The following is a 25,890-nucleotide window of genomic DNA, read 5'->3' as shown; positions in this document are numbered from 1 at the left end:
TGTAAAGGATACAATAGCTTTCTCTGAAATGTACCCTGCATTTTGAAACGGCATTGTGAATGTCGGACAGCTTTTTGTAAGATATTTTTGCCTGCTCTGTTTCCTTTTTCTTCCTCTGCGTTTATAATATAGGTATTATAAGATGCTGGTTAAAGGAGGAGTTTGAAGTATGGAATACAGAGAGCTGAATGAGGAGTATCAGCCATCCCTGCTGGGATTTGGATGTATGCGTTTCCCGCTGGATGCACAGGGGAAGATTGATGAGGCGGAAGCTGAACGGATGCTGGATACCGCAATCGCACATGGTGTGAAGTATATCGATACAGCGTTTCCGTATCATCATGGAGATAGTGAACCGTTTGTAGGCCGTGTGCTGAAAAAATACGATAGAAGCAGCTACTATCTGACAACAAAGCTGCCGCTTTGGGATTTGAATACGCTGGAGGATGCGAAAGCGATGTTTGAAAATCAGCTGAAGCGCCTTGATGTAACGTATGTGGATTTTTATCTGCTCCATGCGGTAGATAAGGCGAAATGGGAAAAAGCAAAGCAGCTGGGCATTCTTGCATATTGTGAAGAATTAAAAGCGCAGGGAAAAATACGGAATTTCGGCTTTTCCTTTCATGATGAATACGACGTATTTGAAGAGATACTGACTTATCGCAAATGGGATTTTTGCCAGATACAGTATAATTATGTGGATACACAAGAGCAGGCCGGAGATCGCGGCTATGCCCTGGCTGAGAAACTGGGAATTCCGATGGTCATCATGGAGCCGGTGAAGGGCGGTTCGCTTTCCAAGCTGCCACAGGATCTTGCTTCACGCTTAAAGGAGGCTGCACCCAATAGCAGCATCTCCTCCTGGGCGCTTCGCTGGGTAGCCAGTAAGCCAAATGTTAAGGTGGTACTCAGTGGCATGTCCACCATGGAGCAGGTGCTCGATAACCTGTCAACCTTTGAAGATTTTAAACCGCTGAGCGTAGCGGAGCAGGGGTTGATTAAGGAAATCGCAGAAGAAATCAAGGCGAGAACGATGAACGGCTGTACAGACTGTGCGTACTGTATGCCGTGTCCATTTGGTCTGGATATTCCAAAGAATTTCCGCATCTGGAATGAGCATGCAAAATATGGAAATACGGAAGTGGCAAGAAAACGTTATTTTGAAGAAATGAAGGAGGAAGAAAGAAGCAGCCAGTGTAAGAAATGCGGGAAATGTGAAGCACTGTGTCCACAGCATATCGCTATACGTGAGGATCTGGCACATATGAGCAGCGATATGGAGCTTCTTAAGAGCAAAGCTGGGTAAGCATGAAAAGCAACTCATAAATACAGACAGGAGTGTTCGCGTGATATCATGGCGGCATTCCTTTTTTAGTGAACCTTTCTATGCAGTCTTCAATTTACATTGCAGAAATTACAGCTATGTGGCACTGACAGCAAGCTGAGCAAAAGAGCCTCTTATGCTGTCAGCTTTTATTGCATATGTGCTGAGATGCCTCTATCATTTTTTAAGTATTTGCACAGGTCTCCTGTAAGCAGCATACCTGAGAAACTCCACTTTTTGACACTGCTGCTTCTGCTTGCTTACGGAAAGGGAGATGGTGGTTGTAGGCATTTGTGGAGGCGCATTTGCCCGCAGGTTGATAGTATAGGTGCAGGAGGGTAGAAATGAACTGTTTAAAAGATGCTGTTCTCAACGAAGAGGTTTTTGTGGTAGATATCGAGCATACAGCTTTGATGAAACGCAGGCTGATGGATCTTGGGTTCGTACCGGGCACTGGAGTGACACCGGTTTTGGAAAGTCCCAGCAGGGATATGCGTGCCTATCTGATCAAGGGCTGTAAAATCGCTTTACGCAGTGAAGACAGTGAGCGGATTCTGGTAAAAGGGAAGGAGGCTGCATATGCTGTTTGAAAAGCTCGTTCAGGCGAACGACAATATCAATGAAATGTACTTGAAGCAGCGCAAGGGATATACCATTGCTTTGCTTGGAAATCCCAATGTCGGTAAAAGCACGGTATTCAATGAGCTTACCGGCATGAATCAGCATACCGGTAACTGGCCGGGGAAAACGGTGGAGCTTGCGAAGGGACACTATACACATAGGTATCGCCAGAATCAGATGATAGATCTTCCTGGAACCTACTCCCTGCTTGCACACTCCAGTGAGGAGGAGGTTACACGAAATTATGTGTGCTTTGAGCCATGCGATGTGTGCCTGGTTATCTGTGATGCCACTGTTCTGGAACGTAACCTGAACCTGGTTCTGCAAACGATGGAAATCACAGATCATGTCGTACTTGTTTTAAATCTTATGGATGAAGCTAAAAAGAAGAACATTACGATAGATACGGAAAAGCTTGCCAAGCTTTTGAAGGTTCGTGTCGTAGAAATGAGCGCACGCAATCATGAGGGCTTTGAGGATGTCAAGGAAGCCATTGAAGAGGTGGGAAACCGTGTAAGCGATACGCAAGGGGCTGCAGTCCGTTATGCCAAAGATCTGGAGCAGGCCATTGCTGCGGTAGCTGATGTTATGAAAACACGGCGGCTCAATACACGCTTTACGGCCTTGAAGCTGTTGGATCCGGAGGTTGACAGCACGCTGTTTTATGAGGATATTGAGAACCAGGAGGAAACAAGGGCAGAGGTGGAAAAACAGATTGCTCGCTTAAAGGATAAGGATTTGTATGAACGCTTTGAAGATATCGTAGTACACGCCCTGCATGAAAGAGCAAGGGAAATCAGTGAAGAATGTATTATATTTAACAATGCATCCTACCAGAACCGGGATATGCGTATTGATCATGTTGTTACCAGCAAAGGCTGGGGACTGGTATGGATGGTCGTATTGTTATCTGTAATATTTTGGATTACCATTTCCGGAGCCAATGTTCCAAGCGAAATGCTTTCAGGAATGTTCGAGGATCTGCAGGTATGGCTGCATCAGCTATTTGCCTCCTGGAGTATGAATCCATATATCACCAGCTTTATTGTGGATGGAGTCGTGAAAACCTGCGGCTGGGTAATTTCCGTTATGCTGCCGCCGATGGCAATCTTCTTTCCGATGTTCACACTGCTGGAGGACTTTGGTTATCTGCCGCGAATCGCTTTTAATCTGGACGGCTTCTTTCAAAAGGCCTGCACCTGCGGGAAACAGGCGCTGACGATGTGTATGGGATTTGGCTGCAATGCCGTCGGGGTCAGTGGAGCCCGTATTATCGACAGTCCGCGGGAGCGTCTGATTGCAATTATCACCAATACCTTTGTACCCTGCAATGGCCGCTTTCCTACGCTGATCAGTATTATTACGATGTTCTTTGCAGGGGTGGTGGCGGCACCGTGGAATGGTCTTCTGTCAACACTGCTGTTGACGGGCGTTATTGTATTTGGTGTCATCCTGACCTTTCTCACCTCACGCTTTTTGTCGAAAACGCTGCTGAAGGGAGTGCCGTCGAGCTTTACACTGGAGCTTCCTCCGTATCGGCGGCCGCAGTTTGGCAAGGTGATCGTGCGTTCCATCTTTGACCGTACGCTGTTCGTGCTGGGCAGGGCAGTGAGTGTTGCCATACCTGCCGGAGCAATTATCTGGCTGCTGGCCAATATTCAGGTTCAGGATGCAAGCCTGCTGCAGCATATATCGCTGTTTCTGGATCCCTTTGCTCATCTGATGGGGCTGGACGGTGTCATTCTGCTGGCCTTCCTTCTGGGCTTCCCGGCAAATGAAATCGTTGTACCGATCATGATCATGGCGTATCTGGCAAATGGATCGATGATGGATATCGGTGATCTTGCCGTATTAAAGGAGCTGTTCGTCAACAACGGCTGGACATGGGTAACCGCCATCTGCACCCTTATGTTCTCTCTGGTACACTTTCCATGTGCTACCACACTGCTCACCATACGCAAGGAAACACAAAGCTGGAAATGGACTGCCGTCAGCTTTCTGTTGCCAACCGTACTTGGTATCCTGCTGTGTATGGGAATCAATCTGCTTGCGCATATCTTTCTGCTGGTATAACTATGTCTGCCGATTCTTGATGTTTTGAAATGAACACGTGTGTATGCTATAGAAAGATAAATTCAAATAAACGGGTACAAAAAAAGAGGAGCCGTGTGTGAGTTCCTCTTTTCTTATATATTATGGGCGCTTTACGATAACAGCGGTACCCTGTCCACCACCGATGCACAGAGATGCAAGACCAGATTTCGCATCACGCTTGATCATTTCGTGAATCAGTGTAACCAGAATACGGTTTCCGGACGCACCAACCGGGTGACCCAGAGCGATTGCTCCACCGTTTACATTCGTTCTTTCCAGGAATGCTTCACGATCGATTCCGTGCTCCTCTACCAGCTCGTGTACAACACCTAAAGACTGAGCGGCAAATGCTTCATTCAGCTCTACCAGTTCAACCTCATCCAGCTTCATGTCTGCATATTTCAATGCATTACGGATTGCCGGAGTAGGTCCCAGACCCATTGTTAACGGATCCACACCACCCTGACCGATGCCGACTACCTCGCACAGCGGAGTCAGGTTGTATTTTTCGACAGCTTCTTCACTTGCCAGCAGAACGAAGGAAGCACCATCGTTGATGCCGGATGCGTTTGCAGCCGTTACACTACCGTCCTTAACGAATGCCGGACGCAGCTTTGCCATCTTTTCAGGAGTGGATTTGCGGTTTGGATGCTCGTCTGTATCAAATACGATTGTTTCTTTTCTCAGCTTCACTTCAACAGGAACGATTTCGTCCTTGAAACGTCCGGAATCAACAGCAGCGATAGCCTTTTGCTGAGAAGCATAACCGAATGCATCCTGCATTTCACGTGTGATATTGTATTTCTTGGCAATGTTCTCTGCCGTAACACCCATGTGGATACCGTTCATAGCATCTGTTAGGGCATCGTAGATCATATGGTCTACACACTTGAAATCTCCCATTTTGTTTCCTGTACGTGTATTTGCAGGAATCAGGTAAGGAGCACCGGACATGGATTCCACACCACCGGCAACGACAATGTCATTAAATCCTGTCTGAATGGACATAACACCCTCCATAACGGTACGAAGTCCGGAACCACATACCATGTTCACGGAGTGTGAGCATACACTTTCCGGAATTCCTGCAGCAAGGGCAACCTGACGTCCGATGTTCTGTCCCAGACCAGCGCTCAGCACGTTCCCGCACAGCAGCTCGTCTACCTGCTCAGGAGCAACCTTTCCATCTTCCAGCAGTGCCTTTACTACTGTAGCCCCTAAATCAACTGGTTTTACGGTAGTTAAAGATCCTAAGAAACTACCGATTGCACTACGTTTAGCGCTAACAACATAAGTTTTTCTCATTTTTCTCTACCTGTCTTTCTTTCAATGTAACGTGTCGCATACGACACTCAATACATCAACATAGTAACGAAAATTCATGCATTTGTCAATAACTTGTGAAAAAATTCATAAGTGAATGCATCTGTCGGATTTCTCTTTTTACGATTTTGAAACACAAAAGCAGGAAAAACAAGCCCTTGTGAGCTTGTTCTTTTGTTTATACGCGTTTGATGATGACTGCAGCACCCTGTCCGCCGCCGATGCACAGGGAAGCCAGTCCGATTTTCAAATCGCGCTTCTGCATTTCATGAAGCAGACTCACCAGAATTCGGTTTCCGGATGCACCGACCGGATGTCCCAGTGCGATTGCTCCGCCATTGACGTTGGTTTTTTCCATAAAGGCGTTACGATCCATGCCGGTTGCTTCCTCCAGTTCATGAATGACACCCAGAGACTGTGCAGCAAACGCTTCATTCAGCTCTACGAGCTCTATGTCCTCGATGCACAGGTCAGCATACTTCAGCGCATGCAGAATCGCAGGCGTAGGACCAAGACCCATGACGCGTGGATCTACACCGCCCTGACCGATGCCGATGACTTCCGCAAGCGGTGTCAGATTATATTTCTTAACGGCATCCTCACTGGCGATGATTGTAAAGCTGGCACCGTCATTGATACCGGAAGCATTTCCGGCAGTAACGGTACCGTCCTTTGTGAAAGCGGGACGCAGCTTTGCCAGCTTTTCCGGCGTGGAGGCACGGTTCGGGTGCTCATCGGTGTCAAATACCGTCACACTGCCCTTACGGCCGGGTACTTCTACCGGCACGATTTCATCCTGAAAGCGCCCGGAATCGATGGCAGCGATTGCCTTCTGCTGGGATGCATAGGCAAAGGCGTCCTGATCCTCACGGGAAATGGAATACTTTTTCGCTATATTATCTGCGGTAACACCCATGTGTATCCCATACATACCATCTGTTAATCCATCATGCAGCATGGAATCCACCATCTTCATGTCACCCATCTTCACACCGTTTCGCACCTTACTAGGCACCAGATACGGTGCATTGGTCATAGATTCCACACCACCGGCTACAAAGATATCGCCGAATCCGCACTGGATGCGCATGGTAGCTTCCATAACCGCCTTTAATCCGGAACCGCACAGCATATTCAGGGACTGTGCACATACCTCAACAGGAACACCGGCCTTGATGCTGACCTGACGTCCGATGTTTTGACCAAGACCTGCCGCAATCACGTTTCCGACAATCACCTCGTCGATATTGGTAGGATCAATGCCTGCCTCCTCGATGGTTCTGCTTAAAACAGCAGCTCCCAGATCTACCAGGGGCATGTTGGTAAGCCCGCCCATGAAGCTTCCGATGGCGCTTCGCTTTGCTGCTACAACATATGCTTTTCTCATGTAATAACCTCCGCTTTCTATGTTGGTCTTCCTTGGGGAAGGGGAAGAGGACCCTTTGTCAAGGCTATGGTAACGGAAGAAAAAACGTTTGTCAAGAAACTTGTTAATAAATTAACAAATGAGAATGTAGGAATATATTCTGAACAAATGTCAACTTGTTAATTTTGTAACAAAAACTTGTTAAAACTTTAACAAACATATTGACGTGAACAAAAAAGAGGTCTAAAATGTAGATGGATTATGTATTCTCGACAACGCGATGAATACGCTGCTTATACTATATTTATATAGGCGCATGCAAGCAATCCTAAGTTCAAGTAAATCAAGGAGAGGAGAACACTTATGGACTTCATGTTAACAGAACAACAACAGATGATGAAGAAACTTTTCGCTGAGTTTGCTGAAAAAGAAGTAAAACCTCTTGCAGCAGAAGTAGACGAAGATGAACGTTTCCCTAGAGAAAACGTCGAAAAAATGAAAGCCTGCAAAATGATGGGGATTCCGTTCAGCAGAGAATACGGCGGAGCAGGTGCTGACTACCTGAGCTATATTCTGGCAGTCGAGGAGCTGAGCAAGAAATGCGGTACAACAGGTGTTGTATTGTCTGCTCACACATCTCTTGGAACATGGCCAATCGAACACTTCGGAACAGAAGAACAGAAAAACAAATATCTGCCTGACTTATGTACAGGCAAGAAGCTGGCTGCATTCGGCTTAACAGAGCCAAATGCCGGTACAGATGCTGCCGGACAGCAGACAACGGCTGTAAAAGACGGTGACGATTACATCCTGAACGGTACAAAAATCTTCATTACCAACGCTGGGGAAGCAGATGTTTATGTAATCTTTGCAATGACTGACAAGACAAAGGGAACTCATGGTATCTCTGCATTTATCGTAGAGAAGGGAATGCCTGGATTCACTGTTGGTCAGCATGAAAAGAAGCTGGGTATCCGCGGTAGTGCAACCAGTGAGCTGATTTTCAACAACGTGCGTTTAAGCAAGGACCACCTGCTCGGACAGGAAGGCAAAGGCTTCAAGATTGCCATGATGACACTGGATGGCGGACGTATCGGTATCGCTGCGCAGGCACTTGGTATTGCACAGGGTGCAATTGATGAAACCGTTCCTTATGTAAAAGCTCGTAAGCAGTTCGGACGTTCCATTGCAAAATTCCAGAACACACAGTTCCAGCTGGCTGATATGCAGGTGAAAACAGATGCAGCCAGATGGCTGGTATACGATGCAGCAATGAAGAAAGAAAAAGGTCTTCCTTACTCTGTCGAAGCTGCTAAGGCGAAACTGTTCGCAGCAGAGGTTGCAATGGAAGTTACAACCAAGGCAATTCAGCTGATGGGTGGATACGGTTATACTCGTGACTATCCGGTTGAAAGAATGTTCCGTGATGCGAAGATCACTGAAATCTATGAGGGTACTTCTGAAGTACAGCGCATGGTTATCAGTGGCGCAATGCTGAAGTAATACAGAGAGAAAAGAAAGGATACGAAGATTATGAAAATTATCGTTCTTGTAAAACAGGTACCGGATTCTACTGAAATCCGTGTTGACAAAGTTACTGGTACATTGATTCGTGCCGGAGTTCCTAGTATCATCAATCCAGATGATCTGGCTGGTGTGGAAGCTGCACTGCAGCTGAAAGAAAAATACGGGGCAACTGTTACTATCATTTCCATGGGACCTCCTCAGGCTACGGGAATGCTGAAAGAATTATACGCTCGTGGAGTTGACGAATGTATCCTGATCACAGACCGCAAATTTGCTGGTGCTGATACATGTGCAACTTCCAGCACACTGGCTGCTGCATTGAACAAAACAGGCTACGACCTGATCATTGCAGGACGTCAGGCTATCGATGGGGATACTGCACAGGTTGGTCCGCAGACTGCTGAACGTCTGGGAATCCCTCAGGTTACCTACGTAGACGACATTATTGAACTTAGCGATACTGCTGTTACTGTTAGAAAATCACTGGAAGACAGTGAAGAGATCATTGAGGCGAAGCTGCCTTGTGTTCTGACAACCTTAAGTGGAATGAACGAGCCACGTTACATGAACTGTAACGATATCGTTGACTCCTTCTCTAAAGAAGTGAACGTTATGACATTTGATGATCTGGGAATCGATGAGAGCATCGTTGGTCTTGCAGGTTCTCCGACTAAGGTTCACGCTACATTCACCAAAGAAGTATCTGCTGAAACAGAAACATTCGATCTGCCAGCTGCAGAAGCTGCCAAACTGATTGCAAAGACACTGAAAGACAAGCAGATTATTACGAAATAGGAGGAGAAGGAACAATGGCTAAATTTGAAGGATATAAAGACATTTACGTATTCGTAGAACAGAAAAACGGCGAAGTTGCCAACGTTGGATACGAACTGATTTCCGAAGCTAGAAAACTGGTTGCATCCATTCCTCAGATGAACTTCCAGGTTGTCGGTGTACTGCTTGGACACAACATCAAAGACAAGGCGAATGACGTAATTGCACATGGTGCCGACAAGGTAATCGTTGTGGATGACGCGCTGCTGGAAGGATATTCCACACAGTTCTATGCGGATGCCCTGACACAGGTCATCAACAGCTTCAAGCCGGACAGCTTCCTGACAGGAGCTACGGTACTTGGTCGTGACCTTGCACCACGTGTTGCTGCACGTTTGAATGCCGGTCTGACTGCAGATGCTACCAAAATCGAAATCGATCAGGAAAAGGCAAAAGACGGAGAAGCGCTGCTGCTGGTTACCCGTCCTACATTCGGCGGTAACCTGTTTGGTACGATCGTATGCCCGGATACTCGTCCGCAGATGGCAACAATTCGTCCAAACGTATTCTCAATGGACGATGTTGATGCTTCCAGAACCGGAGAGGTTGTAGAATTTACTCCAGAATGGACAGATACAGATCCAAAAGTAATCGTTAAAGAAGTGATTGCTAAAGTAGTAGAAGGCGTTGACATCACAAAGGCTGACATCCTGGTAGGTGCAGGTCGTGGTGCTGAAGACTGTCTGGATATGGTACAGGCAGTTGCTGAAGAACTGGGCGGAGAGCTGTGTGCTTCCCGTGCCGTAGTTGACGATGGATTTGCTGACAAGGCAATTCAGGTTGGACAGACCGGTAAGACCGTTCGTCCTAGTCTGTACATCGCATGTGGTATTTCCGGAGCATGCCAGCATGTTGCCGGTATGGAAAAATCCGATATGATCATCGCGATCAACCGTGACCCGCAGGCTGAAATCTTCAGCATTGCAAACATGGGCTTCATCGGTGATGTAAAAGAAATCCTTCCTCTGCTTAAGGATGAAATCATCGCTGCGAAAAAGGGATAATAAATACGTTTATACAAGAGGGTGGGAAACTACCCCTCTTGGTATACAAAAATAGTAAAGGAGATAATAAACATGAAAAAAGTTGGTGTAATTGGTGCCGGAACAATGGGCCAGGGTATTGCAAATGCATTTGCTTCCAATGGGTACGATGTAACCGTATGTGACATTAAGATTGAATGGGCACAGGGCGGAATCGACAAAATCGCTAAAAAACTGGACAAACTGGTTTCCAGAGAAAAAATGACGGCTGACAAGGCTGCAGAAGTAAAAGGCAATCTGAAGGCTGGAGAATACAAGGATCTGGCTGACTGCGATCTGATCGTGGAAGCTGTTCTTGAAAAAATGGAAGTTAAGAAAGAACTGTTCACAACACTGGATGAAATCTGTAAAGATTCCTGTATCTTTGGTTCTAACACATCTTCTTTATCCATTACCGAAATCGCTACCGGAATCAAACACAATGTCATCGGTATGCACTTCTTCAACCCTGCTGACCGTATGAAACTGGTTGAGGTTATTTCCGGAATCAACACGCCTGTTGAAACAAAGGAAGCCATTCTGGAAATCTCCAAATCCTTAGGAAAAACTCCTGTTGAAGTTGCAGAGGGTCCTGGATTTGTGGTAAACCGTATTTTGGTTCCTATGATCAACGAGGCTGCCTTCATTCTGCAGGAAGGAATTGCATCTGTTGAAGATATCGATACAGCTATGAAACTGGGTGCCAACCATCCGATGGGACCTCTGGCACTGGGTGATCTGATTGGTCTGGATATCGTGGAAGCTATCATGGATGTTCTTTACAATGAAACAAAAGACTCTAAATATCGCTGCTGTACGCTGATCCGCAAAATGGTTCGCGGAGGTAAGCTCGGTCAGAAATCCGGTATCGGGTTCTACGACTACTCTAAATAATTCACGCATACAACACATGACGAGTGAATCTGTAATTTCACATGAAACCCATTGAAATTGTGGATTCACTTTTTTAAAAATGGAAAGGAAGATGAATACAATGGAAACAATTTTAGTAAACTATGAAGGACATGTAGCAACCATCACAATCAACCGTCCAAAAGCACTGAACGCATTAAGCACACAGGTTTTAACAGAGCTGAATCAGGCACTGGATGAAGTTGCGGCAAACAACGATGTATATGCACTGGTACTTACCGGAGCAGGAGAGAAATCCTTTGTTGCAGGTGCAGATATCGCTGAAATGAAGGATAAGAGCGTGGAAGAGGCTGCTGCTTATGGAAAATTCGGTAACGAGGTATTCCGTAAGATTGAAACCTTCCGCTGCCCTGTTATCGCTGCTGTTAAAGGTTTTGCATTAGGTGGTGGCTGTGAGCTGGCAATGAGCTGCGACATTCGTGTGGCAAGTGAAAATGCAGTCTTCGGACAGCCGGAAGTTGGCTTGGGAATCACTCCGGGCTTTGGTGGAACACAGCGTCTGGCACGTCTTGTCGGTACCGGCATTGCGAAGGAAATGATTTATACAGCAAGAAACATCAAAGCAGAGCGTGCATACGCCATCGGTCTGGTAAATAACGTTGTCCCTGCCGAAGAACTGATGGCTGTTGTTATGAAGATGGCAAACGGTATCGCAAAGAATGCGCCAATCGCTGTTGCATACAGTAAAAAAGCAATCAACAACGGGCTGCAGACAGATATCGAAGGTGGAATTGCAATCGAAGTGGAAGAATTCTCCAATTGTTTTGCGACAGAAGATCAGACCTATGGTATGACCTGCTTCCTGGAAAAAACGAAGGATAAAAAATTCTCTAACAAATAAGCAAGTAAATTCTTGAGCTTATTATTTCCGTAAACGCTTTCAGTTGTGGTACACTGGAAACAGGAGATAATACAAAGGAGGTAATCGATTTGAGTAAAGTAATAAGTATTGAACAGGCAGTTTCCATGATTCCGGATGGCGCTGCTATCGGAATTGGCGGTTTTATCGGATCCGGACATCCTCAGGAATTTTCTGTAGGCATCGAGGAATCCTTTCTCAAGAGCGGACATCCGAAGGATTTGACTATCATGTTTTCTGCCGGTATTGGTGATGGAACGGACCGTCTGGGTCTGAACAAGCTGGGACATGAGGGATTGCTGAAGCGTATCATTGGTGGTCACTGGGGGTTAATTCCAAAACTGCAGAAGCTGGTTTTTGAAAACAAGGTAGAAGGCTACAACCTTCCCCTTGGTACCATTTCTTTGATGTTCCGTGATATTGCCGGACATCGTCCGGGTACGATTACAAAGGTCGGTCTGAAAACGTTCGTCGATCCTCGTATCGAAGGAGCGAAGATGAATGAACGCTCCAAGGAAGATCTTGTTGAGCTGATGCATATCGATGGGGAAGAGTGGCTGCGCTATAAATCCTTCCCGTTAAATGTGGCGCTGATTCGTGCCACGTATTGTGATGAGGACGGCAATGCTACCATGGAAAAGGAAGCAGCTACTCTGGACTCTCTTTCCATAGCCCAGGCTGCGAAGAATTCCGGTGGTATCGTGTTGCTGCAGGTGGAAAAGGTGGTACAGAACGGTACACTGGATCCAAGAAAAGTGAAAATACCCGGAATTTATGTGGATGGTATCGTTGTTGCACGCCCGGAAAATCACTGGCAGACATATGCGAACCCGTATGATCCTGCATTGAGCGGAGAAGTGAAGGTTCCAGTAAATTCCATTGCACCGATGAAGCTGAATGAGCGCAAGGTCATCTGCCGTCGTGCGGCTATGGAGCTGGATCCTGCAGCTATTATCAATCTTGGTATCGGTATGCCGGAGGGAATTGCCAATGTTGCAAATGAAGAGGGACTTCCAGGCTTGAAGCTGACGGTGGAAGCTGGAGGAATCGGCGGTGTACCGAATGCAGGAACTGCTTTTGGTACCTGTACAAATCCGGATGCCATCATCGATCAGCCGTATCAGTTTGACTTCTATGACGGAGGCGGACTGGATCAGGCATTCCTGGGACTTGCGGAATGCGACTGCTCCGGTAACATCAATGTCAGCCGTTTCGGACCGAAAATTGCAGGCTGCGGCGGGTTTATCAATATTACACAGACTTCACCGGTTGTTGTGTACTGCGGTACCTTTACTGCAGGCGGACTCAAGGTTGAGGTCAAGGACGGTAAGCTGCACATTCTGCAGGAGGGAAGAATCAAGAAGTTTAAACAGGAAGTGGAACAGATTACCTTCTCTGCAGATTTCGCAACCGAAACAGGACAGAAGGTTCTGTACGTTACGGAGCGTGCGGTATTCGAGCTGCTGGACGGTAAGCTGACATTAACGGAAATCGCACCTGGCGTTGATCTGGAAAAGGATGTTCTGGGACAGATGGAATTCAAGCCTGCTGTCGCTGATAACCTGAAAACTATGGATGAGCGTCTGTTCCGTGATGAATTGATCGGATTAAAGGCATAAATCGAATAAAGAAAAGGGATGCAATTCCCTTTTTTTCCATTTTTCTGCTAAAAATTCCAAAACACTTTACATTATTGCTGTATTTTATATAATAAAGGTGGTTAAAGATTATCACACTTGATGAAAGTGATGATATAGAGCTCATGCAGGTGAGGCAGTGGAGACCATTGGTCAAGGAGATTGCTTCTCAGGCTGACTCAGCCATTGTATTGTCTGGCATAGCATTGTGTTGGAATGATAAGGTAGCTTGTAGTGAGTAGCATTAGCATGTAGAAGTCTCAATGGTAGTAGAAATAATCACAGACAATACAGGGCAAACGATGGGCGGTACGGACGATGAGATTCCGGCCGCCTTTTCGTTTCCTTTTCTTTCAGCCTGTATTATAATGATAGAGTGAAAAAGAAATGAGGAATGCATATGTATAGTTTTCGTAATGATTATAGTGAGGGGGCCCATCCTGTTATCATGGAGCGCCTGCTGGAACTGAATCAATGCCAGAATGTCGGGTATGGTGAGGATGCGCTTTGCGAACGGGCGAAGCGGCAGCTGAAGGCGAAGCTGCACTGTGAGGATTGTGATATACATTTTTTAGTCGGCGGAACCCAGGCCAATCTGACGGTGATTGCGGGTGCTCTTCGTCCGTATGAGGCAGTGATTGCTGTGGACAGCGGACATATCAATGTTCACGAAACAGGTGCTGTGGAAGCGACCGGTCACAAGGTGCTGATTGCTGAAGGTGTCGATGGTAAAATCACACCGCAGGGAATCCGTAAAGCGGTACTTAGCCATGAGGATGAGCATATGGTAAAGCCGGCAATGGTCTATATTTCGAACGCAACGGAAATCGGTACCATCTATCACAAAGAGGAATTGAAGCAGATTGCGGAAGTTTGCAGAGAATTCGGTCTGTATCTGTTTATGGACGGTGCCCGCATGGGAGCTGCTCTGGCAGCAAAGGACAATGATGTATCCTTTAACGATTTATGTACATACTGTGACGTTTTCTATCTTGGCGGGACTAAGAACGGTGCTCTCTTCGGAGAGGCGGTTATCATTGTAAATGATAAATTGAAAAAAGACTTCCGCTATATGATCAAACAGCGAGGCGGCATGCTTGCCAAGGGGTGGCTGCTGGGTGTACAGTTTGCGGCATTGTTTGAAGGAAACCGCTATATTGAAATCGCAGCACATGCAAACCGGATGGCTCAGAAGCTGCAGGATGCCATGGAGGCATCTGGGCTGCCGTTTCTTATAAAGACAACGACAAATCAAATATTTCCAGTCCTGCCCAACCTGCTGATTGAAGAGCTGCAGAAGGAATATGCGTTTCAGGTCTGGGAAACAATGGATGAAGAACATACGGCAATGCGCTTTGTGACATCCTGGGCAACTGAGGAAAAGGAAGTGGATCGATTTATTGAATATCTAAACAGTCTTCTTCAACGGATGCGGGAAAGCGGACAGGAATCTGAGAGATAGAAATGTGTTTTTAAAAGCAATCGGAAGGAAAAAACAGAAATAAGAAGTAATCACAAAACACCTTGATTAAGGTACTAGAAAAATGGGATGGCTGCATGATTATGCGGTAGGAAAATAAACAGTGGAAGCGAGATACCTGCATGATGCCGGAGAATTGATAAAGCTGTAACATAGAAAAAAAGAAATACAAATCCTGAATTTTATTAGGTACTGTATTTCTTTTTTTATGATTTTTATAAATCTGTAAGCGAAGAAAAGCAAAATGAAATCCTTTTGATCTTATTTTTAATGATTTGAAGACTGCGGTATGCTTTATTTAATTGCCTGTTCGCTTGATGTTTCTCTTCATAGCATAGCATTGCACTGCAGCTGCCGATTCAGCTTTCCAAAGCTAATGCATCTGCTGGAATCCACCCCATCAGACCCTGCTTTTTCACTAATACAGCATTCCTTGTTTGAGAAACGATTTTTACGAGATCTCCGCATCTTGCCGGTATCTGGTAATTGGTGAAGTCACAGACGTGCAGCTCCTTACCTTTGTAAAATAAAAATTCCTTTGCGATGTGCATTACTTTGCCGCTGGCTTCATGCCGGCAAAGGCAGCATGCACCTTCATCGTGCAGCATATGTACCTGTCCTTCATGCCAGGTGATAAAAAAGGGCGTCCTGTTAACAGGGAGAATATCTCTTGTTATCCGTGCTTTTTTCAGATCATCACTGCATGCGAATTGAAATCTGCCCTGCTCATAGATCAATGCATTCAGTTGTCCAGCTGACTTCACTTCATTTCCTCCGTCGATGGATATGATATGGCGGCGTGTGTCAATGATGGGATTGAAGCAGCAGATATCCTTCCGATATTCGCTAACCGGAAGGTGCCCGACAACAATGTATTTATGAAAGCTGCCGGCCTCCTTCATAAACAGATCCTGTACCATAATATCACGCATATCACGGCCATAGGTTTTCTCATCCCGTATGCCTGCGTGGGCAAAGATAAAGCGTTCGGTTTCAATCACATGGGGAAGCCTGTCGATAAAGGTCAATTCCCTGAGAAATACTTTTCGCAGCTCCCTGCTGAGAGCAGCCATATCTGTCTCTTTGTCTATGCGCTGACCGACGCGCTGTGCCATTTCATGCAGAATGCTGTTTGGACGATTCAACAGGATGTTCTGCAGAAATTCCAGACGGGTATCATAGAGCACATTGCGGCATACCACATCACAGTTTCCAATCATGGGATGTACGTGCGGGTGTCTGGAAAGCTCCATGATATAATACAGTGTTTCCAGATTATAGGGTCCCTTCTCCAATAGATCGCCAACGAGAAACAGCGCATCCTTTTCCGGATCAAAGGCGATTTTACGTAACAGCTTTTTAAATACCGGAAGATTGCCATGAATATCACTAATGGCGATGATTCTTCTGCTATCAGACAGAACAGAATACGAATGAATGGAACGATCAAACATAGGCAGCCTCCTTTATCTCTGGCTCAATTATAGAGAATTTCCTTGTATCATGCAAGAAAAACGTTGTAAACTTCTACATTCTGCGCTATCCTATAACCAGGAAAGACAGAAGTCTAGGATATGTTGCTTTGTGAATAAACAGCCGAATAGCATGCTTTTTAAAATATGTCATATTTCTGATTGCTGTAAAGAAGAGGCAAGCGCATAGCATCCTTTTGTAAGTATTGAATGAGGGATATACTCCATGTATAGGAGTACTGGGACAGTACCTGCAGGAAACATGAAGAAGGTAGTGATGTTCCAGGATAAACTCAGGGACTGAAGGCAGATAGGATGTGATTTCCCATTGTTATGGATACCGCAATTAAGGAGGTAAAGCAGGCTGCTGTTTTCTGTGAAGTGAAAAAACTGGAATGTGTTACAATATTTTGCATGGATATGAGGTGATTCTATGGATTTACGAGGCTTCCTAGTGCGCTGTCATCGGCTGCAGAGGAATTATTCTCAGGAGGGTCTGTGTCGTGGCATTTGTGCAGTTTCTTATCTCAGTAAGCTGGAGCAGGGGAAGGTACAGGCTGCGGATGAAATTTATCAGGCGTTGTTTCACAGGCTGGGAATCGTGTTTCAGGAAAATGAAGAATGGCTTGCTGTTTGGAAGGAAAAGCTTCAGGAGCTGGCGTCAGCTTGGTTTTATGGAGAACAACGCGAAGCGTATGAGCTGGAAAAGCAGATGGAGAACCTTTTGAACTCTCCCCTCTGTGTTGATGCGCTACTCATCAAAGCACTGTATACGAAGGAGCATGCGGATAAGCCGCTGGCCTCTGCGTCTGTTTTTCTTCCATATATGCAGGATGCACAGCGGTTCTTATATCATTTTCTATGTGCGGGACAGGCACTTCAAAGCAGGGAGGAACAAACTCTTTCAGCGATACTTGCCCAGCTGCAGGAAGCACAAAAATATGGAGGGTGGAGTATTTTATATCAGATGAAGGGAGATGTGTATGCGCTTATGGGGGACTATTCTCAGGCGCTGCATCACCATCTGAAGGCCTATGACCTTGCATGTGAGGAAGGCTTTCTGCCCTGTATGATCGATGCGTCCATGCATATTGCAAACTGCTATTCCGCTATGCATGCAGAAGGTGTCATGCTGATGTATTACGAACGCTGTGAGCATCTTTGCCGCAGCAGCAAAAACAAGCAGATGCAGGCCCATGTGTGGTATAATATCGGATCCACATATCAGCAGTGGGGTGATTTTCAAAAGGCGCTGCCACTGCTTTTAAAGGCCTATCAGATACTGGATGACACCTTTCTATGCTGTCATAAGCTGGCGCTTTTATATGAACAGCTGAATCAGAAAAAGGAGGGACTTCGCTATGTACAGGAGATGGAGAGGCAGCTGGATTCACATGAGGCTGACGGTCGCAGGGAAATCGTGCAGTTTGTAAGATACCGCTATGGAACTGCCGTGGATGCAGAGGTCTATATCGACTGCCTGTATACGCTCTGTGACACTTCCCGTTATTTCCATGGCTTCTGTCAGTTTCATCTGTCCTACCTCATTGCTGCGTTAAAGAAGAAGCGCAGGTACAAGGAGGTCATGAAGCTGATGGAGGAAACGAAATTTTCCTGAGCAAGCTAATTTATGATGGCTTAACCCTGATATTTGGACACTATTTTCCCAAATACAGGGTATTTTTTATATTCGTATCATACGGTATACTAAACGCAGGAGATGATACCTATGAAAAAGACCCTATGGTCACATGATTTTATAATTATAACACTGGGGACACTGATCAGTGCAATCGGTTCTACCGCTATGAGCTTTGCACTGTCGCTTGTGGTATTCGACCATACCTCATCAACCCTTATGACCGGAATTTTCACTGCGATATCCCTGATGCCGACGGTTCTGATTCCCATTCTGGCAGCACCGCTGGTCGATGGCTGCTGCAGAAAGCGCTTGATTGCTATGCTGGATAGTGGAAATGGCATTCTGTATCTGCTGTTTGCCGCCTTTCTGCTTATGCAGGAATTTTCTTATGCGGGCTATCTGATATTTTCCCTGCTTACCGCATCCTTTGGAGCCATTTATTCTCTGGCATATTCCTCCCTGTATCCTGATCTGATTCCCAAGGGCTTTGCGCAGAAGGGCTATTCCGTATCCTCCTTGATTTATCCCAGTGTGACAGCGTTATTCACACCGGTTGCATCCCTGCTGTATGTACATCTGGGGATTGCCTGGATCTGTGCGATGGAGGGAATTCTGCTGCTGACAGCAGCTCTGTTTGAAGCGCGCATACGCTATCAGGAAACAATCGGAAAGCGGGTGTTTACCTTGCAGAAATATAAAGCAGATTTGATGGATGGCTTTCGTTATTTGAAAAAAGAAAAGGGTATCCGTTCCATTTACGGCTACATGGCGGTAACCAATGCTTCGGCAGAGGGGATCAATCTGGTAACCATGGCGATGTTTCAATCATCTCCCATTCTCACAACGACGATGTATGCGTTTCTGACAACAGCGGATACCATTGGACGCATGGCTGGCGGTCTGATGCATTATGTCCTGCATATTCCGGCGAAGAAACGCTACCGGGTTGCTGTCAGTGTCTATGCGGTTTATGAATCCCTGGATATGGTTTTCCTGTTTCTTCCTTATCCGCTTATGGTTGTCAATCGGTTTACCTGCGGCTTTCTGGGTATCAATTCCCTGAATATACGGGAGGCCAGTACACAAAACTATTTGCCCTCTCACATGCGGGCAAGGGTGAATGCGTTGTTTCAGGTGCTGGTTGCCCTCATTATGATGGCTTCCAGATTCAGCGCAGGTGTAATTGCACAATACGTATCCTACCCGTTGACGGCACTGCTGTTTGCTTCGTTTTCGATGCTTGCTATCTTCCTGCTGATTATCCGCAACAGGAAGCAGGTTTCAAAAATCTATAATCAGGAGCTATGAGATGTGCATGTGCAGTGCTATAATGGATACGAGGAGGGATCTTTATGCTGAAGGATCTGTTATTGAAAAACCGAAGCTATCGGGGATATGATGAAACAAGAGCGGTTACCAGGGAGGAGCTGATCGATCTGGTAGAGCATGCCAGACTAACACCGTCAAGCGTTAATAAACAGGCGCTGAAATACTATCTGGCATGTGAGAGGGAAAAGACGAATCAGATTCAGCCCTTAACCGCGTGGGCAAAAGCCCTAAAGAAAGAGGTGCCGTATGAGGGACATTGTCCCAGAGCCTTTATTGTAATCTGTCAGGATACTGCCATTTCAACTGCACTGGAGGCTTATCAGAAGGATGTCGGTATTGTCGCTCAGACGATGCTGCTGCGTGCTGCTGAGTTGGGGCTTGGCGGCTGTATGATCGGCAGCTTTCAAAAGAATGCCCTGCATGAGGTGCTGAAGCTGAGCGAAAATCTCGTGCCGCTGCTGGTTGTGGCTATTGGAAAACCGGACGAAACGATTGTACTTGAGGATGTAAATGTACAGGGAGATACGACATATTACCGGGATGCACAGGATGTGCATCATGTTCCCAAGCGAACAACCAGGGAGCTGATCATCAATGGAGAATAGCGATGCTGCGGGATTATCAAGTGAATGATCTGTCACAGATGTGTCGCATATGGAATGCTGTAGTCGCCCAGGGAAATGCTTTTCCTCAGCTGGAGCAGCTGGATGAGCAAAGCGGCGATGTCTTTTTTTCCTCGCAGAGCAAAACGCGTGTCTGCATCGATGAGGATACTGTGGTGGGGCTGTATATCCTGCATCCGAATAATGTCGGCCGGTGCGGACATATATGCAATGCCAGCTTTGCTGTGGATCAGAAGCAAAGAGGAAAGCATATCGGCAAAGCGCTGGTGCTGGACTGTATGAAGACCGCAAGAAGTTTAGGCTTTCGCATTCTGCAATTTAACGCAGTCGTAGAGAGCAATACTTCCGCACGGCATTTGTATGAGAGTCTGGGATTTCATTCTCTGGGCACGATTCCGGGCGGCTTTTTGCAGAGCGATGGAGCATATGTGAATATCGTACCCTATTATATTTCCCTGACGGAGTAGTATGCGGACAACCTTTCCCAAAACTCATCTGATTATTCCAGAAGTATGTACATCCGCATATCCTATGGTATGATATAGATAGGGAAAGGAGGGGACGGCAATGTCAGGATGTAAGAAAATCGTGATGACAAAGGCTGTCAGAGAGCGGCTGCAGAAGGATATCGCATACGGAAATGATATGCAGGCATATTGGAACCGGTATCGCAGAGATTTTCTGATTCTGCTGGCTGTGCTCCTCTTGATTATGCTCGTTTTGGTGATTGCGAATATTCTGCTGTGAATACAGAAAAAGCGGATTTCAAATGTCCGCTTTTTTATTCGGTAAACAGCCATGTCAGGACGGTATCCAGTTCCTGTTCCCAGCTTTCCTCATTATGCCGTCCCTTGAAAACGAGGTTGGGATATACCTTTGCCTCCTTCTCCTCAAGACAGCGCATCAGCTCGAGTATTCTGCCACTGGCAAGCGCCAGCTGCTGCTTGCTGCGAAATTCATCACTCCCCCATGAGATATAAATTTTGTGGGAACGCAGCTTGGGACAGGCCCAAATTTCAGTTAGAAGCTCATCCTTTAAACGATAAATGAAAGGGGAGAGGACTGCCGCCTTACTGTAAATATCACAGTGATGGACAACCGCATACAGTGCCATCAAACCACCCATAGAGCTTCCACCGATGGCTGTGTGGTGTTTTCCTGGCAATGTTCGATAGGCATGATCGATCCACCGCTTGAGGTCGCTGCTCATCCACTCCATCAGCTCTTTCCCCTGTCCGTGAATAAAGCCAACCGTCGCATCACTGAAATCATAGGGAGAAAATTCCTCCAGCCGGCGATTTCCCTCGTGGTTGCATTCCACACCGACAACGATGAGAGGCATCGTATGCTCATCCAGCCATCGCTTTAACCCCCAGCTTCTGCCAAATGTCGCATCCTCATCATAAAACAGGTTGTGCCCGTCAAACATATACAGGACAGGGTAATGTCTTGTTTCCTTCTCATAATCCTCCGGCAGATAGATATGCAGCATTCTCATATCCTGAAAGCAGGGGATATAAATATCTCGTTTCTCAATCATACCATCACCTCATGGTCAGTATTATAGCACAAAAATGATGTCAGATGATGTTGGGTTTGTTATAATTGGGATAGAAAGGGGAGCGAGGCTATGATCAAAATTGCATGTCTGCTGTTTCTTTTCGTTGTTGTGTATTATATTTTTAAGGAGCATTCCTCCGCATTTACATCCCTGTGCTGGAAAAGTGCTTCCTCCTTCTGTTTTCTGCTCGTCGGCTTCTGCGCATTTGCAGCATGTGTTGACAGGCGCTATGGTGAATGGATGCTGATAGGACTTGTATCGGGAGCGATTGGGGATGTTTTGCTGGCTCTGCCGTTTTGCTATCCAAAAAGGAAGAACCTCTTCTTTCTGGGTGGATTGCTTTTTTTCCTGTTCGGGCATCTCGTGTATGTAGCTGCACTTTTTGTCATGCCGGTGAAAGCGGGGATTCTGGTCGCAATATGTTCAATTCTGCTGGCATTGCTCGTGATTGCAGTTCTGAAGAAAAAACAGGTAGATTTCCAGGAGATGCGTCTTCCGAGTACGGTGTATGCTGCTGTTATTTTATTTACGGAAGCGTGCGCTCTGTGGCATTTGCAGGATGGCATGCTGTATGGTGGCATCCTGAATATTGCATCCCTGTGCTTTGTATTGAGCGATTTGATTCTGGCATTTATGCTGTTTGGCAATCGCAACACAACGCGCATGACACGATGGAATCTGAGTCTGTACTACACTGCACAGCTTTTGCTGGCGCTGACAATGCTGCTGTAGGCATATTTCTGTGGTTTTTGGGCATGCTGTGCTATAGTAATATAAAGGAGATGATGTTCATGAAGCATGTACGTATGATGTATTTGAAGGGATGTCCGCATTGCAAAGCGGCATTCGCAATGGTAAAGGAATTGCAGGACAGCTATCCTGAGCTGCGGGGTGTAAACATAGAGGCGATTGAGGAACAGGAACAGAAGAAGCTTGCGGATTCTCTGGATTACTGGTATGTTCCAACCTATTTCGTGGATGGTGTTAAGCTGCTGGAGGGTGTACCGACAAAGGAAAAGGTGGAGGCTGTGCTGCGTGCCGCATTATAGGACTACAGGCCTTTGAGATAATAAAAGAACACTGTGTCATCCAGATTATGTATGGATAATAGAAAAAGAGGTTTCAAAAATGAAGCTCATCATTTAAGAAATCTCTTTTTATGACCTTTTTCATAAAAGGGGTATCCTGCTTTATCGGTTTTTTATTCCTGTACATAGCGGAAGAAATCAAGGATTTCCTCCTCGGTTTTAAAGCGTGCCACAATCACCTCATCCCCCATAGCAGTGGCAAGGGCCGCAGGAAGACGGCGAATCATCAGAATACTATCGCGATAGGTGTCCTGAATATCCTGCGTTGTATGTGCATAGTGCAGGCGGTCTCTTCTTCCGATGAAGCCGGAGGAATACTTGCGCACCTGCTGGTAATGGATCGTGTCATGAACGATCATGTCTGCCCACAGCTGATAGACATTGCTGTCATTGGCATAGTTGATCATATCCGGCAGGAAGCCGCCAGGCGGGCGCATATTGACCTCAAGGCCGATGATATCGCCTTTTTTACCAACCGGCTGATCCTCCAGCAGACGGAAAAATTCAAAATGGAAGAATCTGCTGCGTGTATCAAAGGCTTCCACACTGCGGGTACCGGCCTCCATGATATCGGCAGGAATATCCTTATAGGAATAACAGCCGATATTTTTCTGTTCATTGACAGCATCCATAATACTATCCGTGTACTGATGAGAGGTCACAAACAGCAGCTCCTTTTTACTGTTTGTAATACCGTCAAAGGAAAAACAGCTCCCGTTTATGTATTCCTCCATAATCATAGCTTCCTTAAAGCCATGAGCAAAGGCAGTGCGCAGCTCATCCCCGTTTTTGATTTTGTGCGTATCACTGGCACCTACACCGATATCCGGCTTGATTACAATCGGATATCCGACAAGCTCTGTAAATTTCTGTGCATCCTCCAGATTGGTTGCCAGCTGCCAGCGGGCGGTTTTCAATCCGGCAGCCGCGAAAAACTCCTTCATGCGATGCTTGCTCTGACAGTTGTCAAGCGCTTCGCAGGGGAATCCGGTTTCAACATGGAAATCTCTGCGCAGCGCTGCATCCTGACGAAGCCAGTATTCATTGTTTGATTCGATCCAGTCAATTTTTCCATGCTTATAGGTGAACCAGGCAACTGCCCGTAGCATTTCATCGTAGTTTTCAAGACTGGAAACCTGATAGAAGTCATTGATGGAATTCTTCAGATTGGTGCTTAACGAGTTGTACGGAGTGTCCGCAATCGCCAGCACATTGACACCGTTGTTCTTCAGTCCCTGACAGAACAGCCAGTAGCTTTCCGGAAAGTGCGGAGAAATAAAGATGAAGTTCATAAAATTCCCTCCTGACGGTTATTTCATATGTATGGTTAAATTCTACTGTATTCCGCAGGGATTGTCAAAGCAGTCTTGCTTGAAATGATATGAAATGAAAGAAATAAGTTTATTTTGTAATAAAATTGAAAGAAATGATAGCGAAATGTAAAATTATGAAATTAAAGGTTGACATTGAGTTTTCACAGTAGTATGATGTATTCAACAAATCGATGATGCAGGAGAGTAGTCATACCGGAATCAAAAGCGAGACAGCGATGGTGGAAGGCTGTTGTGAAACGTATGGGGAAGCGCACCTGCTAGAGCCTGTGGGAATCAAGTATCATGGGACGCGATCTTTCTGCGTTATGAAACAAGGGGTTCTGTCTCAGACAGAGCAACGGAAGTGGTACCGCGTGCAAGCGTCTTTCGAGTATATCGAACGGCGCTTTTTTTGTACATGAGGTGAGGATATGAAAAATATGATGAAACGACGATGAAAACGACGAGAAGGGCTGAAAACGTGTTACAATGAACGTAGAGAAAGAATAACAGAAAGAAGAGGAGAAGAACATGGAAACAAAAGACATTAAGAAGGTAATACTTGCATATTCCGGCGGGCTGGATACCTCCATTATCATCCCGTGGCTGAAGGAAAATTACAATAACTGTGAGGTCGTTGCGGTTTCTGCGGATGTAGGACAGGGAACAGAGCTGGATGGACTTGAGGAAAAAGCGATCAAGACCGGTGCCAGCAAGCTGTATATTCTGGATTTGAAGGATGAATTTGTGGAGGATTATATCTATCCCTGTTTAAAAGCCAATGCCATTTATGAGGATGTATATCTGCTGGGAACAGCCTTTGCACGTCCGCTGATTGGACAGAAGCTGGTGGAAATCGCGAAACAGGAGGGAGCTGACGCTATTTGTCACGGCTGTACCGGTAAGGGGAATGATCAGGTACGCTTCGAGCTGGCAATCAAGGCGTTTGCACCGGATATGCCGATTATAGCGCCATGGAGAACATGGGAGCTGAAATCCAGAGATGATGAAATTGATTATGCAGAAGCGCATAACATTCCGTTAAAGATTTCAAGAGAAACCAATTATTCCAAGGATAAAAATCTGTGGCATTTAAGCCATGAGGGGCTGGATCTGGAGGATCCGATGAATGAGCCGCAGTATGATGACATACTGGAGATGGGAGTGACCCCGGAACAGGCTCCGGATACACCGACTTATATCACTCTGACCTTTGAGAAGGGGATTCCGACAGCATTAAACGGTGAAAAGCTGGGCGGTCAGGCAATGGTAACAAAGCTGAATGAGATTGGCGGTGCCAACGGCATCGGTATCATTGATATGGTAGAAAACCGTCTGGTGGGAATGAAGAGCCGTGGTGTTTATGAAACACCGGGCGGAACCATTTTATATAAGGCGCATCAGTGGCTGGAATCCATCTGTCTGGATAAGGAAACCATGCATTACAAGCAGGGGGTAGGAATTAAATTCGGTGAAATTCTCTACAACGGACAATGGTTCACTCCGCTTCGTGAAGCATTGAGTGCCTTTGTCGATAAGACAAGTGAAACCGTGAGTGGTGAGGTGAAAATCAAGCTGTATAAGGGAAATCTTACACCGGCCAGCATTTCCTCGCCATATACCTTATATTCCGAGCAGATTGCAAGCTTTGGTGAGGATGATTCCTATGATCAAAATGATTCCGCAGGCTTTATCAATCTGTATGGGCTGCCAATCAAGGTAAAGGCGATCATGGATGAAAAAAGGAAGAAATAAATATAGATAAGAAGGGGAGTCTGTTGAAATGCTGCGGCATTTAGACTGCACTGCCTTCTGGCATACAAGGAAAAGAGAGGATGAGAG

Annotated in this window: 23 protein-coding genes; 18 read left to right on the top strand and 5 right to left on the bottom strand. The window is 46.0% G+C overall.

The genetic code is table 11. The annotated features are described in order from the left end of the window. Positions 1-169 precede the first annotated feature (169 nt). The 3 genes from ACESPQ_RS08390 to feoB all read left to right on the top strand — a co-directional run bounded on the left by ACESPQ_RS08390 (position 170) and on the right by feoB (position 4,018). A complete protein-coding gene (locus ACESPQ_RS08390) occupies positions 170-1,306 on the top strand; it encodes an aldo/keto reductase (RefSeq protein ID WP_257379277.1) in 1,137 nt (378 codons plus the stop codon). 362 nt (positions 1,307-1,668) lie between these two features. Further along, positions 1,669-1,914 carry a FeoA family protein gene (locus ACESPQ_RS08385; RefSeq protein ID WP_002611462.1) on the top strand — a complete coding sequence of 82 codons (246 nt, stop codon included), beginning with the start codon at positions 1,669-1,671 and terminating at the stop codon, positions 1,912-1,914. Further along, complete coding sequence (gene feoB, locus ACESPQ_RS08380; protein WP_002611460.1) at positions 1,904-4,018, top strand: ferrous iron transport protein B; 2,115 nt, start codon at positions 1,904-1,906, stop codon at positions 4,016-4,018. Before ACESPQ_RS08385 ends, feoB begins: the two co-directional genes overlap by 11 nt. A 120-nt stretch (positions 4,019-4,138) precedes the next feature. On the opposite strand, the gene ACESPQ_RS08375 is transcribed toward feoB, so the two are convergent. Continuing rightward, entirely contained in the window at positions 4,139-5,344 is a 1,206-nt protein-coding gene (locus ACESPQ_RS08375) for an acetyl-CoA C-acetyltransferase (protein ID WP_002611458.1), read from the bottom strand. A 196-nt stretch (positions 5,345-5,540) separates the two neighbouring features. After that, positions 5,541-6,749 carry an acetyl-CoA C-acetyltransferase gene (locus ACESPQ_RS08370; protein ID WP_257271126.1) on the bottom strand — a complete coding sequence of 403 codons (1,209 nt, stop codon included), beginning with the start codon at positions 6,747-6,749 and terminating at the stop codon, positions 5,541-5,543. Between the two features lie 342 nt (positions 6,750-7,091). On the opposite strand from ACESPQ_RS08370, the gene ACESPQ_RS08365 reads away from it, so the two are divergent. From ACESPQ_RS08365 to ACESPQ_RS08335, 7 genes are all read left to right on the top strand, one after another. After that, the gene (locus ACESPQ_RS08365; protein WP_002611453.1) at positions 7,092-8,231 is read left to right on the top strand and encodes an acyl-CoA dehydrogenase; all 1,140 of its coding nucleotides are present in this window, start codon (positions 7,092-7,094) and stop codon (positions 8,229-8,231) included. Positions 8,232-8,261: 30 nt separating this feature from the next. Then, positions 8,262-9,050 carry an electron transfer flavoprotein subunit beta/FixA family protein gene (locus ACESPQ_RS08360; protein ID WP_002611450.1) on the top strand — a complete coding sequence of 263 codons (789 nt, stop codon included), beginning with the start codon at positions 8,262-8,264 and terminating at the stop codon, positions 9,048-9,050. Positions 9,051-9,064: 14 nt separating this feature from the next. Further along, complete coding sequence (locus tag ACESPQ_RS08355; protein WP_008729220.1) at positions 9,065-10,093, top strand: electron transfer flavoprotein subunit alpha/FixB family protein; 1,029 nt, start codon at positions 9,065-9,067, stop codon at positions 10,091-10,093. Positions 10,094-10,165: 72 nt separating this feature from the next. Further along, on the top strand, positions 10,166-11,005 hold the full coding sequence (locus ACESPQ_RS08350; RefSeq protein ID WP_044903327.1) for a 3-hydroxyacyl-CoA dehydrogenase family protein: 840 nt from the start codon (positions 10,166-10,168) through the stop codon (positions 11,003-11,005). A gap of 100 nt (positions 11,006-11,105) precedes the next feature. Continuing rightward, on the top strand, positions 11,106-11,885 hold the full coding sequence (locus ACESPQ_RS08345) for an enoyl-CoA hydratase-related protein (protein WP_373144252.1): 780 nt from the start codon (positions 11,106-11,108) through the stop codon (positions 11,883-11,885). Positions 11,886-11,974: 89 nt separating this feature from the next. After that, complete coding sequence (locus ACESPQ_RS08340) at positions 11,975-13,522, top strand: acyl CoA:acetate/3-ketoacid CoA transferase (RefSeq protein ID WP_002611442.1); 1,548 nt, start codon at positions 11,975-11,977, stop codon at positions 13,520-13,522. A 418-nt stretch (positions 13,523-13,940) separates the two neighbouring features. Next, positions 13,941-15,002, top strand: coding sequence for a threonine aldolase family protein (locus tag ACESPQ_RS08335; protein WP_257271128.1), 1,062 nt, complete (start codon positions 13,941-13,943; stop codon positions 15,000-15,002). 377 nt (positions 15,003-15,379) lie between these two features. On the opposite strand, the gene ACESPQ_RS08330 is transcribed toward ACESPQ_RS08335, so the two are convergent. Continuing rightward, positions 15,380-16,474: a metallophosphoesterase gene (locus ACESPQ_RS08330; RefSeq protein WP_373144251.1), complete on the bottom strand. Its 1,095-nt coding sequence runs from the start codon at positions 16,472-16,474 to the stop codon at positions 15,380-15,382. A 451-nt stretch (positions 16,475-16,925) separates the two neighbouring features. On the opposite strand from ACESPQ_RS08330, the gene ACESPQ_RS08325 reads away from it, so the two are divergent. The 5 genes from ACESPQ_RS08325 to ACESPQ_RS08305 all read left to right on the top strand — a co-directional run bounded on the left by ACESPQ_RS08325 (position 16,926) and on the right by ACESPQ_RS08305 (position 20,833). Further along, positions 16,926-18,110 (top strand): helix-turn-helix domain-containing protein, encoded by a 1,185-nt coding sequence (locus ACESPQ_RS08325; protein ID WP_109771452.1) that lies wholly within the window; start codon positions 16,926-16,928, stop codon positions 18,108-18,110. 111 nt (positions 18,111-18,221) lie between these two features. Further along, positions 18,222-19,442, top strand: coding sequence for an MFS transporter (locus tag ACESPQ_RS08320; protein ID WP_002611435.1), 1,221 nt, complete (start codon positions 18,222-18,224; stop codon positions 19,440-19,442). Between the two features lie 44 nt (positions 19,443-19,486). Next, positions 19,487-20,068, top strand: coding sequence for a nitroreductase family protein (locus ACESPQ_RS08315; protein WP_109771451.1), 582 nt, complete (start codon positions 19,487-19,489; stop codon positions 20,066-20,068). Positions 20,069-20,070: 2 nt separating this feature from the next. Continuing rightward, positions 20,071-20,553 (top strand): GNAT family N-acetyltransferase, encoded by a 483-nt coding sequence (locus ACESPQ_RS08310; protein WP_002611431.1) that lies wholly within the window; start codon positions 20,071-20,073, stop codon positions 20,551-20,553. Between the two features lie 100 nt (positions 20,554-20,653). Further along, positions 20,654-20,833: a hypothetical protein gene (locus ACESPQ_RS08305; RefSeq protein ID WP_109771450.1), complete on the top strand. Its 180-nt coding sequence runs from the start codon at positions 20,654-20,656 to the stop codon at positions 20,831-20,833. Between the two features lie 34 nt (positions 20,834-20,867). Here ACESPQ_RS08305 and ACESPQ_RS08300 read toward each other — a convergent pair whose 3' ends face one another. After that, positions 20,868-21,626 carry an alpha/beta hydrolase gene (locus tag ACESPQ_RS08300; RefSeq protein ID WP_002611427.1) on the bottom strand — a complete coding sequence of 253 codons (759 nt, stop codon included), beginning with the start codon at positions 21,624-21,626 and terminating at the stop codon, positions 20,868-20,870. 90 nt (positions 21,627-21,716) lie between these two features. Here ACESPQ_RS08300 and ACESPQ_RS08295 point away from each other — a divergent pair, with 90 nt between their 5' ends. Further along, a complete protein-coding gene (locus ACESPQ_RS08295) occupies positions 21,717-22,379 on the top strand; it encodes a lysoplasmalogenase family protein (RefSeq protein WP_109771448.1) in 663 nt (220 codons plus the stop codon). Positions 22,380-22,438: 59 nt separating this feature from the next. Further along, positions 22,439-22,696: a TlpA family protein disulfide reductase gene (locus ACESPQ_RS08290; RefSeq protein WP_002611423.1), complete on the top strand. Its 258-nt coding sequence runs from the start codon at positions 22,439-22,441 to the stop codon at positions 22,694-22,696. A 152-nt stretch (positions 22,697-22,848) separates the two neighbouring features. Here the strand turns inward: ACESPQ_RS08290 and ACESPQ_RS08285 are convergent, their stop codons facing one another. Continuing rightward, the gene (locus ACESPQ_RS08285; RefSeq protein ID WP_002611421.1) at positions 22,849-24,027 is read right to left on the bottom strand and encodes an ATP-grasp domain-containing protein; all 1,179 of its coding nucleotides are present in this window, start codon (positions 24,025-24,027) and stop codon (positions 22,849-22,851) included. A 552-nt stretch (positions 24,028-24,579) separates the two neighbouring features. Between ACESPQ_RS08285 and ACESPQ_RS08280 the strand changes: the two genes are divergently transcribed. Next, positions 24,580-25,803, top strand: coding sequence for an argininosuccinate synthase (locus tag ACESPQ_RS08280; RefSeq protein ID WP_002611420.1), 1,224 nt, complete (start codon positions 24,580-24,582; stop codon positions 25,801-25,803). The last annotated feature ends 87 nt before the right edge of the window (positions 25,804-25,890 follow it).

It is taken from the genome of Clostridium sp. HGF2, from assembly GCF_964240115.1.
Taxonomy (GTDB): domain Bacteria; phylum Bacillota_I; class Bacilli_A; order Erysipelotrichales; family Erysipelotrichaceae; genus Clostridium_AQ; species Clostridium_AQ innocuum.
Note: the sequence above shows the minus strand (reverse complement) of the source record. Positions and strands in the feature narration are given on the sequence as shown.

Bases quoted from the DNA above. Each gene is read 5' to 3' on its own strand.
- ACESPQ_RS08390 (WP_257379277.1), top strand. From the start codon at position 170: ATGGAATACAGAGAGCTGAATGAGGAGTATCAGCCATCCCTGCTGGGA.
- ACESPQ_RS08385 (WP_002611462.1), top strand. From the start codon at position 1,669: ATGAACTGTTTAAAAGATGCTGTTCTCAACGAAGAGGTTTTTGTGGTA.
- feoB (WP_002611460.1), top strand. From the start codon at position 1,904: ATGCTGTTTGAAAAGCTCGTTCAGGCGAACGACAATATCAATGAAATG.
- ACESPQ_RS08375 (WP_002611458.1), bottom strand. From the start codon at position 5,344: ATGAGAAAAACTTATGTTGTTAGCGCTAAACGTAGTGCAATCGGTAGT.
- ACESPQ_RS08370 (WP_257271126.1), bottom strand. From the start codon at position 6,749: ATGAGAAAAGCATATGTTGTAGCAGCAAAGCGAAGCGCCATCGGAAGC.
- ACESPQ_RS08365 (WP_002611453.1), top strand. From the start codon at position 7,092: ATGGACTTCATGTTAACAGAACAACAACAGATGATGAAGAAACTTTTC.
- ACESPQ_RS08360 (WP_002611450.1), top strand. From the start codon at position 8,262: ATGAAAATTATCGTTCTTGTAAAACAGGTACCGGATTCTACTGAAATC.
- ACESPQ_RS08355 (WP_008729220.1), top strand. From the start codon at position 9,065: ATGGCTAAATTTGAAGGATATAAAGACATTTACGTATTCGTAGAACAG.
- ACESPQ_RS08350 (WP_044903327.1), top strand. From the start codon at position 10,166: ATGAAAAAAGTTGGTGTAATTGGTGCCGGAACAATGGGCCAGGGTATT.
- ACESPQ_RS08345 (WP_373144252.1), top strand. From the start codon at position 11,106: ATGGAAACAATTTTAGTAAACTATGAAGGACATGTAGCAACCATCACA.
- ACESPQ_RS08335 (WP_257271128.1), top strand. From the start codon at position 13,941: ATGTATAGTTTTCGTAATGATTATAGTGAGGGGGCCCATCCTGTTATC.
- ACESPQ_RS08330 (WP_373144251.1), bottom strand. From the start codon at position 16,474: ATGTTTGATCGTTCCATTCATTCGTATTCTGTTCTGTCTGATAGCAGA.
- ACESPQ_RS08325 (WP_109771452.1), top strand. From the start codon at position 16,926: ATGGATTTACGAGGCTTCCTAGTGCGCTGTCATCGGCTGCAGAGGAAT.
- ACESPQ_RS08320 (WP_002611435.1), top strand. From the start codon at position 18,222: ATGAAAAAGACCCTATGGTCACATGATTTTATAATTATAACACTGGGG.
- ACESPQ_RS08315 (WP_109771451.1), top strand. From the start codon at position 19,487: ATGCTGAAGGATCTGTTATTGAAAAACCGAAGCTATCGGGGATATGAT.
- ACESPQ_RS08310 (WP_002611431.1), top strand. From the start codon at position 20,071: ATGCTGCGGGATTATCAAGTGAATGATCTGTCACAGATGTGTCGCATA.
- ACESPQ_RS08305 (WP_109771450.1), top strand. From the start codon at position 20,654: ATGTCAGGATGTAAGAAAATCGTGATGACAAAGGCTGTCAGAGAGCGG.
- ACESPQ_RS08300 (WP_002611427.1), bottom strand. From the start codon at position 21,626: ATGATTGAGAAACGAGATATTTATATCCCCTGCTTTCAGGATATGAGA.
- ACESPQ_RS08295 (WP_109771448.1), top strand. From the start codon at position 21,717: ATGATCAAAATTGCATGTCTGCTGTTTCTTTTCGTTGTTGTGTATTAT.
- ACESPQ_RS08290 (WP_002611423.1), top strand. From the start codon at position 22,439: ATGAAGCATGTACGTATGATGTATTTGAAGGGATGTCCGCATTGCAAA.
- ACESPQ_RS08285 (WP_002611421.1), bottom strand. From the start codon at position 24,027: ATGAACTTCATCTTTATTTCTCCGCACTTTCCGGAAAGCTACTGGCTG.
- ACESPQ_RS08280 (WP_002611420.1), top strand. From the start codon at position 24,580: ATGGAAACAAAAGACATTAAGAAGGTAATACTTGCATATTCCGGCGGG.